Raw genomic sequence first — 14,680 nt, forward strand, 5'->3', positions numbered from 1 at the left:
ACCCAGATCCATCGATCCACTTACTCCTGCTCCTGGAGGGGTCGATGGCATCTCGTTTATTTCTCTTATCATTCTCTATATTCTTTCTGGAATGTGCGTCTCGCATCATTTCCGAGCTTCCCATCGCGGAAGAAACATTCCCTGTAAACAAGGGAATTCAATGGATCCAATCAGCAAATGAATTCACCTTAAGAAACCAATCTCTTGGAAAGGACTTTATCAAACTTTCTTTGGAAGAACCCTTTCTCAAATCCTTCACCAAAGAAACCACCGCCAAATACCGAATGGCCTCTTTTCAATTCAAAGAGAGTTTGCAAAAATCCTGCACAAAACAATCCATAGACGAAGTCAAAAAAGAAACAGGCAAAATTACCATTAAAGGAAAGTTAACTAGTAGTGATTGTTCCAGTGACTACCAAATCGTATTTGTTGCTAAATCAGAAACCGAAATCGAATTCAAAATCACTTTATCGGATCCCACTCTCAACAGAATCCAATTCCAATACGGCTCTCATCCAGAAGAAAAGATTTTTGGACTCGGAGAACAGTTTACTTATGATGAACTCAAAGGAAAAACTCCCTTCCTCTTCACCGAAGAACAAGGAGTCGGACGGGGAGACCAACCCATCACTGCGGGAGCCAACTTACTAGCCGGCGCCGGGGGAAATGCTTACACAACCTACGCACCCATTCCCCACTACATCACTTCCGAAAACCGTTCTTTATTTTTTGAAAACAGCGGTTATGCGAACTTTGACTTCAGTGATTCCAAAAAAACAAAGGTTGAATTTTGGGATTTCCAATCGGAAAAATCTCTGACTGGAACCATTTGGATTGGAAATTCTTCCAAGGCCCTTATCGAGGCCTATACCAAAAAAACAGGTAGGTTTCCTAAACTTCCTGATTGGGCTTATGGAACTTGGCTCGGTGTCCAAGGCGGAACTGAAAAAGTTTCTGCCATCGTCAAACAAGCAAAAGATGCGGGAAACCCAGTGACGGCTCTATGGATCCAAGACTGGTGTGGGCGACGTGTGACTAATTTTGGAGACCAACTCAAATGGCGTTGGTATGCCGACGAAACTCTCTATCCCGACTTCAAAAAATTTGTAAAATCGATGAATGATCAAAATGTACAGGTGTTAGGTTATATTAATTCCTTTCTTGCCGACACAGATCCCAAAAAACCGGGAGATGATTTTACAAACCCACTTTTAACAGAAGCAAAATCGAAAGGGTACCTTGTCAAAAATCAAAAAGGAGAAGACTACCTCATCCAAACCGTTGGTTTTCCGGCTTATCTCATTGATCTCACCAATCCGGTAGCAGTTCGTTGGACCAAAGATTTAATCAAAAAGAACTTAATTGGAACCGGACTCTCCGGTTGGATGGCCGACTTTGGAGAATGGTTGCCTTATGATGCCAAACTTGCTTCTGGGATCGATGCCAAAATCTATCACAACCGTTATCCTGTTGATTGGGCAAGGATCAACAGAGAAGCCATCAAAGAAGCGGGTATGGAAGGAAAAATAGTTTTTTTCACTCGTGCCGGATATAGTTATTCGAATGCACACTCCACACTCTTTTGGGAAGGAGACCAAATGGTAAGTTTTGGAACCAACGATGGACTCCCTTCTTCCATCATTGGCCTCACAAGTTCGGGTATCAGCGGTTATGCGCTAAATCATAGTGATATTGGTGGTTACACAACCATTTCCAATCCACTCCGAAACTACCATAGATCCAAAGAACTCATCTTACGTTGGGCCGAAGCTTCCGCCTTCACTCCCGTCTTTCGTACCCACGAAGGGAACAGACCTCTTAAAAATTGGCAAGTGTACACTTATACCAAACCAGATGGAACCAAATCCCTGGGTGATGAAGATACTGTGGCTCTCTTTGCAAAAATTGCAAGAATCCATTTTGCTTTAAAGCCATATATCCAAAGTTTGGTGGAAGAAGCATCCCAAACAGGGATTCCCGTCGTTCGACACAATGCCATTGTTGAACCGGAAGACAAAACATTACTGAAATACAAATACCAATTTTTCTTAGGAGATGATCTCCTTGTGGCTCCTGTTGTGGAAGGTGGGGAAATTGTTCAGGATGTTTACCTTCCTCGTGGTAGATGGCAACATATTTGGACAGGGACCACTTACGATGGTTATAGAAAGGTGCAAGTTCCGGCACCGATAGGAAAACCACCTGCCTTCATTCGTGTGGGTGGAAAGTCGGAAGGTCTCATTCGTTCTTCCATCAGTAGCATTCGTAATAAAGACTAAATCAGGAGATAGAAATGAAATTTGCATTGATAGGCGACATCCACGGCTATTGGAACCAAAATGATATCGAGTATTTCAATGCATCGGATTACGATTGTTTGTTCTTTACGGGAGACCTTCGTGGCAATCCGAAACTGGGCAAACTTTCGTTCCAAGGTCTCACCAAACGAGCGTATATGATTCCTGGGAATTGGGATGGGATGAGTCTTACTTCCATCATTGGCGAAGTGATCCAATCCAAAATTCTCATCCAATCCGGCCAACTGGGTCAAAGTAGCCGGATGCGTAAACTTTCAGAACTAGTAAAACCAATCAGTTTGCTCGGTTACAGTTCTTTGGTTTTATCATCGGAGTTCGATTTAAGCCTCATCGTCGGTCGCCCTCATGCCATGGGTGGGGGACTTAGTTTTGCACCGAATATGAAAAAAACCTATATGGTTTCAAATATCGATGCCTCTATTGAAAAATACAAACGCCTGATTGATGGAACTAAGGAAAAGAATTTATTCTTTCTTTCGCATAACGGGCCTTTTGGGCTCGGTGCCGCAAAAAATTCCATGTATGGAGCGGAATTCAAAAAAGAAGGTGGGGATTGGGGAGATATCGATCTCACAGAAGCCATTAATTATGCCAAATCCATTGGGAAAAAAGTTCCCTTGGTTCTCTCAGGCCATATGCATCATTCCATTAGTAAAAAAAAGGAACGCGAGACCCATGAATATACGGGTGGGACCTTCTATGTGAACGGTGCCAAAGTCCCAAGGATTCGTGAAGGAAAACACTTCCATACAAAAATCGAATGGGACGGAGGTTCTGCCACCGTGATCCCTCTGTGGGTGTAACGGAAACTTTCTGAATCTATCCTAGTTTGGTTTCGATTTCAATTTTTCCAGATAATAGTTTATGAACAGGACAAGCATTGGCAACGGAGAGTAACCTTTCTCTCTCTGGCTCTGTCAAATTTCCCGAAAGAATCACAACTCTAGTCAATTGGTTATCTTCTGGAGACCGTTTATCGATTGTTACATGAACTTCGACAGAATCCAAAGGATATCCTTTTTTATCAGCATACATTCTGACAGTAATGGAGGTACAAGCACCCAATGAGGAAGCCAGTAACTCGTGAGGTGATGGCCCAAGATCTGTTCCTTCTTTCGAGGCCGGCTCATCAGCGATCCAACTATGTTTTCCCGAAGAGATTTTTGTTTCATATTTAGTTTTAGCGGTGGTTACTACCACCTTGTCTTCGAAGGCTGCTGTCATTGGGATTCTCCTTTATGAATTCTTTCTGCTTCTATGATCGCACGATCACGATTTTTTAACATCGCGTCTTCTACCTTTAGACGCATCTCTTCAAATTCCTCTTCATTCAAATTGCGAGGAACGGAAATGGGTTCTCCATAAGAGACAACAAAAGTAGTGAAGGGTTTCGGAACTCTATGTTTGTCCCAAGCTCTTTCTAAAATCCATTGTCTACTACATTCATAATGGAAAGGAACAATGGGAACTTGTGTGACTTGGGCTGCGGCAATGATTCCGGGTTGGAGGATGAAGGCAGGACCTCTTGGGCCATCGGGTGTAAAGGCAGCAGGTAACCCTTTTTTTAAATGTTGGATCACAGCCTTTAATGCCTTAGATCCCCCTTTGGAACTACTACCCCGAACACTCGTGTTTTTAAACCTGTGTACGACTTGATTGATGTAATCCCCGTCTTTGGATTCGGAAATCAAAACCGCAACGTTTTTGCCTCTATGAAGATAAGGAGAGTACAAAACGTTCGTATGCCAAATGGAATAAATAAAAGGTTTTTTATTTCTGAATAACTCTTCGTATAGTTCGTTTGTGAGAAAACGAAACCTGGAGCTAAGACCAATCAAACGTTGGAACCAAACAGCAAGAAGCGGTAACAACCAAACTAAAAATTTACGTTTCAAATCGAATGATACTCCCGAGAGTTAAACTCCAGGGAAACGAAAATCTAAAGAAAGATCAAGTTAAGTTTTCTTTTTGAACAAATCTCCAAGTTTACCCAAATCTTCCGGTTTGATATTGGTACCGGCCGCTTTTTTGTTTTCTTCCTGAATTTCTTTATACACTTCTGCCCGGTGGACAGAAACATTTTTAGGAGCTTTGACACCAATCTTTACTTGATCACCCTTAATATCTACAATGACAATTTCAATATCGTCACCGATCATAATCGATTGGTTGCTCCTCCTTGCAAGAACTAACACGGATTATACCTTTTCGGAAGACATCTCTTCCATAGATTCAATGATGTTCTTTCGTATTGGATGATTTTCATCCCTGGAAATACATTGTTTTCCCTTTCCCTCTTTTCCATTCAGAATGATAGGCCCTTGTAGGTTTGCAGTCATACCTTTCGGATTGTCATGGGGAATGGTAACAATGAGGAAAATCAGTCCTTCTTTCCACGAGAGAAGTCCAATGTCATGAAGTTCCTCATCAGAAATCGCTGGTTTGTAATCGTTCATAAAAAGTTCAGGTTGGATGACAATAAATGCCAGTCCCGATTCTTTTGTGGATTGTAACCATTTGAATGGACTTTCGGCACTTTCTTCAATCAGTGCATACTCATCAAATTCATCAAACCCTAATAGTCCTTGCGGGAATTTTAAGATTTGTTTTGCGTCCACTTGGATGGTTCCGAAAGGTTTTGTGTGAATCGTTACCGACATTCTAGTTCCTGTACTTTCTTTTCTTTCTAATATAACCGTCATTTAGTTTCCGTTACCGAAGGAAATCCATCAAAGTTGGTTTGATAATTTTAGAACCGACATTGAGCGCATAACTATGAATTGTTTCTAACCACTTCATATTCATAATGGTCTCTGGAAAATCGATCCCTTCATTTTTAGCAAGAAGTTCCGTCATATACATTTTGTCGTAAGACACTCGGTCTTCGTGTTGTTCCAAACGATTCATACGAGCACCAATAGTGGAACGGTGGCGAAGGATGTTTTCCAATGCTAAGTCCAAATCACCCAAATCTCTTCCACCAATACGTTCTTGGTCTTTTTGGATGAGGTCGTTTCTAAGTTGGATGAGAACATCAAAGACAGAAAGTCCTGTTACGGTTGCCGACTTAGAGAAGTTATTCGGTGGTTCACTCGCACTTGGTTCCACAAGTCCGATATCACGAAGCACTGTTCCTCCATCCACATCTTCCAACCAAATTTGGTGAGGTGCTGTAGAAGAAATGGAAATGTTATCTTGAGCAAGTTTACTTGCTTTGACTTCGAGAGGTGCATTATTGATTTTATCAATCACATCATCAATGGTATCACCCACTGAGATATGGATTTCGACACCATCAATTTTGAATTTTTGGTCAGAAGTAGCTTGGTAGGCGGAGTTGTCCACTTTCGATGTGACACTGACGTTCGTTCCCCAAAATACTTTGTTACCGGGAATGGTGATCGGGATGTATTCTCCCTTTTCAATTTCACGGAGTTGTTCGCCGATATCACCGCGATACTCGACACCCACGTATTGGTTTTTGAGTTCAAGACCTTGAAGACCTTTGATTTTAGATTCAATAGGTTCAAAGGGAGGGCGTTCGATCACATGACCACCAAACAAAGGTTGTCCGGTTGCATCTCGAGCATTGGCAAGATCCACAATCGCACGTAAATGTTGGTCGATCTCTTTACCAATCGCCACTTCCAATTCAAAACCCTTGTCCCCTTGGTAAATTCCGTTTCCGGCTTGCACCGTAAGAACACGAGCCCTTTGGAAAATTTCTCCCATTTTGTCGAGAACACCATCGATCTGTTGTAATCTTTGGTATCCGTCCCCAATGTTTTCTTCGTATTGGGAAAGTTCGTTCAATCGGGAACGAAAGTACATTTGGTTTGTGGCAGCCCCCGGATCGTCCGAAGGTTTACGGATTTTTAATCCCGTTCCCAGTTGGGTTTGGGTTTCATCCATAGCCACTTGGTGGCGGTTTAAGTTCCGCACCAAGGAATTGTTCTGCATCATGTTAGTGATTCGAATCATTTTTATACACCTAACCTATTGATGATGGTATCCAACATTTCATTGAGTGTGGATATCATTCTTGCGGATGCGTTATAGGACTGTTGGAACTGAACCATATTGGCCATCTCTTCATCCAAATTCACACCCATCACGGACTGACGCATGTTCTCAAGTTCCACCATCAGTTCATTTTGCGTTGTATACTCTTGTTTTGCTTCGCGAGCTTCTGTTCCCAGTCTAGAAATCAGTGAGTTGTAAAAATCATCCGTAGTTTTGGAATAATCAAACATCACCGGTTTTTCTCGAAGGGCTGCCGCAATGAGAAGGGCATTGGATCCGTCTTTTTGGCCGTTAGGTGAGTTATAATCACCCGATCCATTTACATCCTTACCACGAGCTGCTGCAATGTTAGCCGGATTGTTTCTTACATCTTCAGACATTTTAAAGAATGAAGAGGGATGATACATCGGTGTGAGAGTGATGTCCTGTGCATTGGCTTGGAATTTATTGATCTCCCCTACTTTGCGATAGTCAAAAGATCCAGCCACTCCCGTTGCTGTTAGAATTCCCGTAAGACCCACAAGAAGTTCCCCGGAATCTTCCAAGTGACGGATCATAAAGTTTTCTTTTTTATCTAGTGGGTTTGTCGTTGCTTTTAGCGCCAACTGGTTGTCATGCGACATGTAAGCCACAACCCCTGTTTCCGAACGATTGATTCGTTTGATCACTGCATTGAGAGTATCATCTTTAGAATAAGGAACAAGAACCTCTGTTTCCCCACCAGGACTTGCTTTCAAAAAACGCATGGTTCCGGAAATTCCAATCGGACGATCCGCATCAATGGATGTGCGACCTGTCACACGAAACACAGCCGTTTTATCGTTTAATCCATCTCCGTCCGTATCAATTTCCCCAAAGGTATTGGTGGCAAGTGCACGGCTTTCAAAAAAGTTTAAATTGGTTTTTCCATTCAGACCAAATCCATCTTTGTGGATTTCATTGATGACATCCATAGCATTGATCGCAAGGGCATCAACAGCATTGATTTTTTCTACAAGTACCTTATCGCGGATTTCGTAAAGAGCCTGGATACTTCCCTGACGAAGTAAAACTTTGTCTCCCGTTTGGGACCATTTCAAATCAAGAAGGCCATCGTTATTCGGATTTCCAACGAGATCGATTTTATGAACCTTTTGTCCTTGGACAAGGATTTGTTGGCCAATAAAAACCATAAGCTCATCTTCGTCACTGCGACCAATGGTAATGTCTGCCATTCCCGCAAGTTCTTGTAAAAGTTCGTCCCTTCTGTCGAGAAGGTCGTTCGGATTGTCACCTAATGCTTGTGATTTTGTGATCTTTTCGTTGAGTGATTTGATATTCTCAGCAACCGTATTTAAATGGTTTACCTTCGATTCAATTTCACGATTGGATTGGTCGCGAAGAAGAGAAAGTTTGCGATACACATCTTCCATTCGGGATCCAAGGGCTTCTGCTTTCTCTTGGACCACAGCTCTATGTGCCGTTTCTTCTGGATAGTTGGAAAGATCTTCCCAAGAAGACCAAAACTGATCCATCATGGAACGAAGTGTGGTTCCTGTAGGTTCGTTAAAAACAGTTTCTACTTGGTATAAGTAATCGTTTTTTTTACCCCAATATTCTTTGAGAGAAGAAGAATCAATAATACGGTCATCGATGAAATTATCCCGAACCCTTTCGATTTCGGAAATTTTCACCCCTTGTCCAATTTGACCGGGAACTTCTGCCCGGTTGAAAGCTGGATCATAAATCGGATCCATACTATTCATTACCACTCGTTGGCGAGCATAATGTTTGTTATCCGCATTGGATATGTTATGACCTGTAGTTTGGATCGCTTGTTGGTGGACCGAAAGTCCTCGTTTCCCTATTTCAATTCCCTGGAATGTTGATCCCATACGATTCTCCTAGGCAGTCGCGTTCAAAATGATCGCGCCTTTTTGGCCCTGCCCACGCCTTGTCGGTTGTTTGTGTGAGGTATAAACTTTTTCTCTAGATAACTCTTGCAAAGAGTCAACAGTTGTTTGTAAAAACTCTTTTCTTGTTTTTAAGAGTTTGTCATTGGTGATGATGGCGTCTTTCAGATCGGCCACTACCTTCTTTAATTCTAAAGCAAAGGTTTTTAATTTAAAATTGGACTCACGATCCATTTGATTTAAAAAACTAGTGAGAGTGATGGAAGATTCTTCTTTTGCGAATTTTTCCTTATCGTAGACATCTTCGATGGCCTTCATGCGAATTCGTTCCAATTCGGAGGCTTCTACCATAATATGATAACTGTCTTTTACGAAAGACTCTAGGGATTTTCCGTCCGCAGAATGGATCGCAGCTCTTTTTTTGCCTTCCAATTCCAGGAGGCGCTTGTAACAGTCTATTTCATTAGTAAATAAACTTCTAAGTGATTCTACCCAATCCAACATGCGAATTCCTTTTCCCTTATGGGAAGGATCGACGGATTCCCAAACTAGCTTAGGAAAATTTATAAAAATTTACTATTTTCAGGCCTATGTCACTAAAATCGCCTTGTACTAAAGTCTGTATGATGGACCCAGATTCAGAGCTCTGTGCGGGCTGTTTTCGCACCATTGAAGAGATTGGAAGTTGGTCAGTGATGACCGAGGAAGAGAGGGAAAAAGTTTGGAGTGAGCTCCCGCAAAGAAAAGCGGGAAACTCTCTCAGGTAAATTGGTTATTTAGTGCCTTTGTCGATCTTATTGCGGTGTTCTTCGCACAATCTATAGAGTTGATCTGTAGATGGATTTTTCTTTGTGACTTTTTTTCCGCATACAATACACATTCCTTGGGCTCTTCTTCTTTTGTATAACAATTGAACTCGCTCTGCACCGGAAAGATTGTATTTACTGATTTGAAGGCGAACCCCTTTTACCAAATAGCTTCCGATGGCAGATTCTTCACCTTTTTTAAGTTCGGTAAAAATCTTACTCAGCTCATCCGGTTTAATCGATTTAGGTTTCATACATTCTCCTGCTTTCTTGCTAAATTTAACTCTCTGTTAGATTCTAAATGTTAATGCACATTAGTCAGTACCCACTAACGCGCAACACAATTTTGAAATCATATCCTATTTATCGAATATAGACAAAAAAACTAGGGATAAACTCTAATATTTAGAATCATTTTTGTCTTGGCAAAGTTTAAATATTGATTAAGATCAAGTATAAGGAGCCACGTATGGATAAGAAATACAAAGCACTCAAAGATTTTTTCCCTTTTTATTTAGAGGAACATAGCCATCCCTTCAACCGAGCTCTTCACTTTATTGGATCGAGTCTAGCCTTAGGATGTATCCTTGGATTTTTATCTACTGGTAAATTCTATATCTTAGCATTCGCCCTTGTTAGTGGGTATTTCTTCGCATGGATTGGACATTTTTTCGTAGAAAAGAACCGACCTGCAACCTTTACCTATCCATTTTATTCTTTTGTATCCGATTGGATCATGTATTTCAAAATGTTAACCGGTCGCATTGATGTAGAATTTGCCAAAATTAAGTCAAATAAAGGTTAAGATGAAACTTGTTCTCAACTTACTCGTAACTTTTGTTCTATTCGTTGGTTGCCAACCGAAAGAAGTCACCAAACAGGACATCACTGCTCTGCGAGATGGAAATCATGAAAACCTCTTCAGTTTTTCGAATACGATTTTGCCAAAAATCCTAGGACAAGAATTCAAGCGGTTTGAATCGGGTGTGGATGCGGACAAAAAGAACGAAGTCCACATCACATATGGCAGTAACTCAGCTCTCACCTTCAATGATACTTCCGATTACAGAAAAACAAGCACGGAATACCATAGTTTGGTACTACTGCGAGTGGGTTACGCCCTGGCTCTCCACCAGTTTCATAGACTTTCGCTCAGTCTTTCCAAACCGTTTTTCATTCAGGGAGAAAACAATCCCGATGCCGAGATCCAAGAAGCAGAGATTTTTAGAACCACCATTTCTAAACCAGAATTAGATGTTTTTTGGGAAAACCATCCCAATTTTGATCCTTACAAGGCTCCAAAAATTGGAGAAAAAGAATGGGAGGCTGTTACGGCAGAAGTTCAGAAATTATGGAAAGTGGAATTGGACGAATTTAGTCGGGTGAAGTTGGAATGATCCAAGGGTTAGCGTCACCTAATGCACGTTCCAGACGATCCAAATAAGAAAGTTTAGGAATTTCATAAGCGCCCAACTGCCAGGTCACATGATTGAGTTGTTGGGTGTCAAAAAGGGCAAATCCCGACTGTCTTAATTTTTCGAATAAGTGGAACAACCCCACCTTTCCTGCATCGGATTCAAAAGAAAACATACTCTCCCCGGCAAAGAACTTACCAATCGCAACCCCATACACCCCACCCACCAAAATATTTTCGGCATTCCATACTTCTACAGAATGAGCCCATCCCAATCTATGTAATTCTATATACCCTTCGATAAAACCAGGAGTGATCCAGGTATTATCTTTTTCACGATAAGAACAACCTTGCATCACAATCGGAAAGGCTTCATTAAACGAGATACGAAACTTACCTTGTCTGACTTTGCGGAGTACTGTTTTTGAAAAATGAATTCGTTGTAAATCAAAGATAGCACGTGGGTCTAAACAATACCAACGAATGGGATCTTCTGACCAAGGGAAAATCCCTCGTTTGTAAGCATATAACAAACGCTCTACGGAGAAATCTCCACCGACAGCAACAAGGTCTTCCTTCCAAGTCCGTGGGTTTTTAAAAAATTGGTCTAAGCTCCTTTGGGTCAAGGTTCCAATACTTCCTTTGGATAATCGTAAACGATTTTTACTTTCAAACTTTTTCCGTTTTCATCATTGATATTGGAAAGTCCTTCAAATTGTAAAATCCGCCTGGTTTGGACATCATAAACCAAAAGAAAGGGTTTCACAACCTGTTTCAAAAGAAAATTATCCACTTCCAATCGCAAATACAAGGCAGGTCTTCCCTTCCATTCCCCATCTCGGATTTTCTCTGCGGCAAACTTATAATCATCTAACTGGATGGGGGCAAGGAAATGAAAAGACATCCGTTCTCCCTTGGCCAGTGTCTCCCAATTGTTTCTGACAAAATAATCAAAACCCCCATCCATCACTGCTGGATACTTGGGAGTGTATGATCGTTCAGCAAGAGGATCTTCCTTTTTACGTTTGGAAAATAGACGAACCGACTTAGCCTTTACATCCGCCCCTTCCGTATAACCATCTCGAAAGTCTTCTGTTTTGAAAGTGGGAACTTCTGAATTTTTATCGAATTCAATATGTTTGGTGCCGAACACTTTTCCCTCTGCATCTTTGTAGAGGATGTCCGAATAGATATGTTTTCCATTATTATAATATTCTTTATGATTGTCTGAATAAATGTACTTTCCGGTATTCAGATCGTAGGCTTTCCCGAAGTACTGGTACTTTGGTTTTTCTGCCCATAAAGGCAAAAAAGATGGAAAAACTATGGCAAAAATTAGGATTTTACGTATCATACTGCTTAGACCATGAAAAAATACAGACTGACTGACCAAAGGACACTTTTAGGGATCGTTTCCAAACTGACCACCACTGTCCTCCAAGAGAGAGATTCCAAACAGAAATTCACTCTCCAGAACCCAGTTGCCGTAAACGATATCATGAAGTCGGTTCATTTTACCATTGCCGCGACGGAGCCCCTCCTTTCCAAACCAAAGTCTCTCGTTTGTGTTCTGAAAGAAAACAGAGTCGAACTCCGAGTCAAACCAGTCAATCCCTACCAAGATGATTTACTCCAAGTATATGAAATCCTCATTGAACCATTGGAACGTTCCGCCAAACGAGCCAACATCGAAGACATCTCTGCTTACGAATTCAAAATGGCCCAGACCGCTGACTTAGGAACAGTCATCTCTATCTATGGAAAAACTTCCATCATCAATCAAAGTTTGAACCAATGGCAAGTCCACTTGGAACAAACACTGACCAACTACGGTTACTTCATCAAAAAAGTACAAATTGGATTTTATTATGCTGCGGACACTCAACTGATGGAAGCTCTGGCTACTTCAAAAGCACCGTATTACGTTCGTGATGCGAATCGTAGAATTTTTTATACTGACAGGGGATTTTTTAGCACCAAAAAACTCAGTGAAATCTATGTTCGTTCCTATTTGGATTCTCTCCTCTTAAACAATGCCAAATCTACTTTGATATTTCCCTTTTTCTCGAATGGAAAAGTTTTACTTGGTTACTTTGAAATCATCAGCAATTTGCCGGATCTCGGAAATCCTATTTTACAATCGGATATTGAAGGGCCAGAAGGGATTGGGCCTCTCCTCACCTTCTTAGAACAAAAGGCTGAGGAATTTGTATTCCAATTGGAATTTGCTTATGCAAAAGATTGGGAAACCGTCATTCGCACAACACCCGTTAGAGACATCAGCCAAGATGGTCGTGGAATTGGTATGACATTCCCGGCAGGTTCGAACATTGAAACTAAGGCCTTAGGTTCCCCAGTCTCTTTCCAAATGGTAATCAACTCTTCTCCTTATACTTTTTATGGAAGTCTCAGAAGTATGAAAAAAGGAGAATCCGACAGCGTAAATATCGGATTACAAATTTTCCAATGTGACAAACCAGAAGGAATGTCTTATCTTAGTTCTTACGCATCAAATTTAATTGGAAAAGCTGTGTATGACTCTGGAACAATATGAAACAATTGTAACCTTATTAACAGAAATTCAAAAGACGGGAGGGTCTGACCCTTACCGTTTGGTTCTTTATTTAGTGCCGAACATCGGTATCATCTTTGGCACCACACTTTTGTTTTTTTTGTTTCAGTGGTGGCATAAACAAAAGATGGCACTGATCCAATCTGGCCAATACAAACCCTGGAGTTTTGACATCAGATTGTATTCCTTTTTCCTAGGTCTTTTGTTGACATTCACTGGTTTTGCCTTATCGTTTGTATTTATACTCGTCTTAGGTCGTTCTATGGCGATGTTAGGAGGGTTAATCCCATTCGCAATTGGACTCGGTCTCTTGACCTTTTACAAAATGAGTCGCTAGAGTCGACAAAACGTGTGTGCAATGAGGAAGATTGGAATTCGATCCAATCGGTCTTGCGGGGTGACGTGTCCCAATTCGAATTGCTGATGAAACGATACCAAGGTATGGTTTTTTCCCAAGCAAAGAAAGCCTTCCTAACAAACGAAGAAGCAGAAGATTTTACCCAAGAAGTTTTTTTAAAAGCCTATGAATCACTCAGCCAATTTCGCGGAGAGTCTCAGTTTTCCACTTGGTTGTTTCAAATTGCAAGATTTCGCCTAACAAAAGTTTTCAAAAAGAAAAAACTACCTATTGCTGATTGGAAAGAAGATATCTCTTCTGTGGTTGACCATTCCAATCCTTCAGTTGCAGAAGTTTTAGATAAAGAAGAAACAAGCCACAACCTACGCTCCTTGATTTCGAAATTACCAAAATCATACCAAATGCCGATCCTATTACATTACTTTGAAAACAAACCTCTCAAAGAAATTGCAACTGATCTAAATATAAAACTAAATACGATCAAAAGCCATATCGCAAGAGGGAAAGATCTTTTAAGGAAATGGTGGTCACATGAAATCGAAGGTTGATTCTCAGTCTGCAAATCTATTTCGCAATCCAGATCCATTTTTAAAACATTCGGAAGCACCCGCTGTCATTCGTTTACGAGTGTTAGGACAAATTTTACCTTTGAAGTTTTTATTTTCTTCCGTGGGTCTTTCTATTTTGTTATTTATGATCCCTATCGCTACCATGTTCCTATCTGCTTCTCATGACGAGAATGCGGGATTACTTTTGCCGATTTTGATTAGTTCCAGTTTGTTCTTCTGTTTTTATTCCCTAGTGCTTGGCTTTTTACTCCTCAACACAAGAATTCCTTTTCTGAATGAATGGAAAGAGAAACTTGGATTTGAAGAGGTTTAGAATATTCGTGAAAGGTCTATTGGTTCTCCCACTTTTTTGTTTTGCCGTTTCTCTCTCCGCCGAGGCATTGCCGTCTGGTGAGGAGTTTTTGAAAATGGATTTGGATCGTGCCCTCCCTCTTGTGGAGTCTCTTTCCAAAGAAGATTCCAAAATTCTCGTTTCGGAACTCCGAACAGAAATCAAAAAATCCTACCCCAAAGCAGATCATTTTTATTTCCTCATCTCCCACTTGGAAGAAATCCAAGCCATTGAAAAAGAACAGGCACGCCTACGTTCCCTACTCTGGGTTTATGTACTGGCCTTCTTTTTGTTTTTCGGATTCCTAGGATTTTTGTTACTCCGCCAAAGACAAGCCATCCGAGACATCAACCAAATGCTCGGGAAATAGATAGATATCGTTTCATTGTCATCATTT

At 41.0% G+C, this 14,680-nt stretch carries 20 protein-coding genes; 10 read left to right on the forward strand and 10 right to left on the reverse strand.

Annotated features, from left to right (window positions below):
• The first annotated feature begins 44 nt into the window (after nucleotides 1-44).
• On the forward strand, nucleotides 45-2,279 hold the full coding sequence (locus JWG41_RS14060; protein ID WP_205270557.1) for an alpha-glucosidase: 2,235 nt from the start codon (nucleotides 45-47) through the stop codon (nucleotides 2,277-2,279).
• Between the two features lie 14 nt (nucleotides 2,280-2,293).
• Nucleotides 2,294-3,121: a metallophosphoesterase gene (locus JWG41_RS14065; protein WP_205270558.1), complete on the forward strand. Its 828-nt coding sequence runs from the start codon at nucleotides 2,294-2,296 to the stop codon at nucleotides 3,119-3,121.
• Between the two features lie 16 nt (nucleotides 3,122-3,137).
• Here JWG41_RS14065 and JWG41_RS14070 read toward each other — a convergent pair whose 3' ends face one another.
• The 7 genes from JWG41_RS14070 to flgN are packed head-to-tail and all read right to left on the reverse strand — an operon-like array spanning nucleotide 3,138 to nucleotide 8,737.
• Entirely contained in the window at nucleotides 3,138-3,542 is a 405-nt protein-coding gene (locus JWG41_RS14070) for an OsmC family protein (protein WP_205270559.1), read from the reverse strand.
• Complete coding sequence (locus JWG41_RS14075; RefSeq protein WP_205270560.1) at nucleotides 3,539-4,213, reverse strand: lysophospholipid acyltransferase family protein; 675 nt, start codon at nucleotides 4,211-4,213, stop codon at nucleotides 3,539-3,541. The genes JWG41_RS14070 and JWG41_RS14075 overlap by 4 nt, the downstream gene beginning before the upstream one ends.
• A gap of 60 nt (nucleotides 4,214-4,273) precedes the next feature.
• Nucleotides 4,274-4,513, reverse strand: coding sequence for a carbon storage regulator CsrA (csrA, locus tag JWG41_RS14080; protein ID WP_012390131.1), 240 nt, complete (start codon nucleotides 4,511-4,513; stop codon nucleotides 4,274-4,276).
• Between the two features lie 3 nt (nucleotides 4,514-4,516).
• Nucleotides 4,517-4,978 carry a flagellar assembly protein FliW gene (gene fliW, locus JWG41_RS14085; protein ID WP_205270654.1) on the reverse strand — a complete coding sequence of 154 codons (462 nt, stop codon included), beginning with the start codon at nucleotides 4,976-4,978 and terminating at the stop codon, nucleotides 4,517-4,519.
• Between the two features lie 52 nt (nucleotides 4,979-5,030).
• On the reverse strand, nucleotides 5,031-6,296 hold the full coding sequence (locus JWG41_RS14090) for a flagellar hook-associated protein 3 (RefSeq protein WP_332461299.1): 1,266 nt from the start codon (nucleotides 6,294-6,296) through the stop codon (nucleotides 5,031-5,033).
• A gap of 5 nt (nucleotides 6,297-6,301) precedes the next feature.
• Nucleotides 6,302-8,215, reverse strand: a complete 1,914-nt coding sequence (flgK, locus tag JWG41_RS14095; RefSeq protein WP_205270562.1) for a flagellar hook-associated protein FlgK — start codon at nucleotides 8,213-8,215, stop codon at nucleotides 6,302-6,304.
• A 9-nt stretch (nucleotides 8,216-8,224) separates the two neighbouring features.
• Nucleotides 8,225-8,737 carry a flagellar export chaperone FlgN gene (gene flgN / locus JWG41_RS14100; protein WP_205270563.1) on the reverse strand — a complete coding sequence of 171 codons (513 nt, stop codon included), beginning with the start codon at nucleotides 8,735-8,737 and terminating at the stop codon, nucleotides 8,225-8,227.
• Between the two features lie 86 nt (nucleotides 8,738-8,823).
• Here flgN and JWG41_RS14105 point away from each other — a divergent pair, with 86 nt between their 5' ends.
• A complete protein-coding gene (locus tag JWG41_RS14105; RefSeq protein ID WP_205270564.1) occupies nucleotides 8,824-9,000 on the forward strand; it encodes a DUF1289 domain-containing protein in 177 nt (58 codons plus the stop codon).
• A gap of 5 nt (nucleotides 9,001-9,005) precedes the next feature.
• Here JWG41_RS14105 and JWG41_RS14110 read toward each other — a convergent pair whose 3' ends face one another.
• Nucleotides 9,006-9,293, reverse strand: a complete 288-nt coding sequence (locus JWG41_RS14110) for an LIC10235 family protein (protein WP_205270565.1) — start codon at nucleotides 9,291-9,293, stop codon at nucleotides 9,006-9,008.
• A gap of 215 nt (nucleotides 9,294-9,508) precedes the next feature.
• On the opposite strand from JWG41_RS14110, the gene JWG41_RS14115 reads away from it, so the two are divergent.
• Together JWG41_RS14115 and JWG41_RS14120 are read left to right on the forward strand one after the other, a co-directional pair.
• Nucleotides 9,509-9,844, forward strand: a complete 336-nt coding sequence (locus JWG41_RS14115) for an Mpo1-like protein (RefSeq protein ID WP_205270566.1) — start codon at nucleotides 9,509-9,511, stop codon at nucleotides 9,842-9,844.
• Nucleotide 9,845: 1 nt separating this feature from the next.
• Entirely contained in the window at nucleotides 9,846-10,436 is a 591-nt protein-coding gene (locus JWG41_RS14120; protein WP_205270567.1) for a hypothetical protein, read from the forward strand.
• On the opposite strand, the gene aat is transcribed toward JWG41_RS14120, so the two are convergent.
• Nucleotides 10,414-11,079 carry a leucyl/phenylalanyl-tRNA--protein transferase gene (gene aat, locus JWG41_RS14125; protein WP_205270568.1) on the reverse strand — a complete coding sequence of 222 codons (666 nt, stop codon included), beginning with the start codon at nucleotides 11,077-11,079 and terminating at the stop codon, nucleotides 10,414-10,416. The genes JWG41_RS14120 and aat overlap by 23 nt on opposite strands.
• A complete protein-coding gene (locus JWG41_RS14130; RefSeq protein WP_205270569.1) occupies nucleotides 11,076-11,807 on the reverse strand; it encodes a hypothetical protein in 732 nt (243 codons plus the stop codon). The genes aat and JWG41_RS14130 overlap by 4 nt, the downstream gene beginning before the upstream one ends.
• Before the next feature lie 12 nt (nucleotides 11,808-11,819).
• Between JWG41_RS14130 and JWG41_RS14135 the strand changes: the two genes are divergently transcribed.
• The 5 genes from JWG41_RS14135 (at nucleotide 11,820) to JWG41_RS14155 (ending at nucleotide 14,653) form a co-directional block, all read left to right on the forward strand.
• Nucleotides 11,820-13,007 carry a hypothetical protein gene (locus JWG41_RS14135; RefSeq protein WP_205270570.1) on the forward strand — a complete coding sequence of 396 codons (1,188 nt, stop codon included), beginning with the start codon at nucleotides 11,820-11,822 and terminating at the stop codon, nucleotides 13,005-13,007.
• Nucleotides 12,988-13,362: a hypothetical protein gene (locus JWG41_RS14140; protein ID WP_205270571.1), complete on the forward strand. Its 375-nt coding sequence runs from the start codon at nucleotides 12,988-12,990 to the stop codon at nucleotides 13,360-13,362. Before JWG41_RS14135 ends, JWG41_RS14140 begins: the two co-directional genes overlap by 20 nt.
• 86 nt (nucleotides 13,363-13,448) lie before the next feature.
• Nucleotides 13,449-13,931: an RNA polymerase sigma factor gene (locus tag JWG41_RS14145; RefSeq protein ID WP_232374012.1), complete on the forward strand. Its 483-nt coding sequence runs from the start codon at nucleotides 13,449-13,451 to the stop codon at nucleotides 13,929-13,931.
• Nucleotides 13,915-14,265 (forward strand): hypothetical protein, encoded by a 351-nt coding sequence (locus tag JWG41_RS14150; RefSeq protein ID WP_205270573.1) that lies wholly within the window; start codon nucleotides 13,915-13,917, stop codon nucleotides 14,263-14,265. Before JWG41_RS14145 ends, JWG41_RS14150 begins: the two co-directional genes overlap by 17 nt.
• Nucleotides 14,266-14,272: 7 nt before the next feature.
• The gene (locus tag JWG41_RS14155; protein ID WP_205270574.1) at nucleotides 14,273-14,653 is read left to right on the forward strand and encodes a hypothetical protein; all 381 of its coding nucleotides are present in this window, start codon (nucleotides 14,273-14,275) and stop codon (nucleotides 14,651-14,653) included.
• The last annotated feature ends 27 nt before the right edge of the window (nucleotides 14,654-14,680 follow it).

Source organism: Leptospira chreensis, assembly GCF_016919165.1.
In the GTDB taxonomy this organism is placed as follows: domain Bacteria; phylum Spirochaetota; class Leptospiria; order Leptospirales; family Leptospiraceae; genus Leptospira_A; species Leptospira_A chreensis.

Bases quoted from the DNA above. Each gene is read 5' to 3' on its own strand.
- JWG41_RS14060 (WP_205270557.1), top strand. From the start codon at position 45: ATGGCATCTCGTTTATTTCTCTTATCATTCTCTATATTCTTTCTGGAA.
- JWG41_RS14065 (WP_205270558.1), top strand. From the start codon at position 2,294: ATGAAATTTGCATTGATAGGCGACATCCACGGCTATTGGAACCAAAAT.
- JWG41_RS14070 (WP_205270559.1), bottom strand. From the start codon at position 3,542: ATGACAGCAGCCTTCGAAGACAAGGTGGTAGTAACCACCGCTAAAACT.
- fliW (WP_205270654.1), bottom strand. From the start codon at position 4,978: ATGTCGGTAACGATTCACACAAAACCTTTCGGAACCATCCAAGTGGAC.
- flgK (WP_205270562.1), bottom strand. From the start codon at position 8,215: ATGGGATCAACATTCCAGGGAATTGAAATAGGGAAACGAGGACTTTCG.
- flgN (WP_205270563.1), bottom strand. From the start codon at position 8,737: ATGTTGGATTGGGTAGAATCACTTAGAAGTTTATTTACTAATGAAATA.
- JWG41_RS14105 (WP_205270564.1), top strand. From the start codon at position 8,824: ATGTCACTAAAATCGCCTTGTACTAAAGTCTGTATGATGGACCCAGAT.
- JWG41_RS14110 (WP_205270565.1), bottom strand. From the start codon at position 9,293: ATGAAACCTAAATCGATTAAACCGGATGAGCTGAGTAAGATTTTTACC.
- JWG41_RS14115 (WP_205270566.1), top strand. From the start codon at position 9,509: ATGGATAAGAAATACAAAGCACTCAAAGATTTTTTCCCTTTTTATTTA.
- JWG41_RS14120 (WP_205270567.1), top strand. From the start codon at position 9,846: ATGAAACTTGTTCTCAACTTACTCGTAACTTTTGTTCTATTCGTTGGT.
- JWG41_RS14130 (WP_205270569.1), bottom strand. From the start codon at position 11,807: ATGATACGTAAAATCCTAATTTTTGCCATAGTTTTTCCATCTTTTTTG.
- JWG41_RS14135 (WP_205270570.1), top strand. From the start codon at position 11,820: ATGAAAAAATACAGACTGACTGACCAAAGGACACTTTTAGGGATCGTT.
- JWG41_RS14140 (WP_205270571.1), top strand. From the start codon at position 12,988: ATGACTCTGGAACAATATGAAACAATTGTAACCTTATTAACAGAAATT.
- JWG41_RS14145 (WP_232374012.1), top strand. From the start codon at position 13,449: ATGAAACGATACCAAGGTATGGTTTTTTCCCAAGCAAAGAAAGCCTTC.
- JWG41_RS14150 (WP_205270573.1), top strand. From the start codon at position 13,915: ATGAAATCGAAGGTTGATTCTCAGTCTGCAAATCTATTTCGCAATCCA.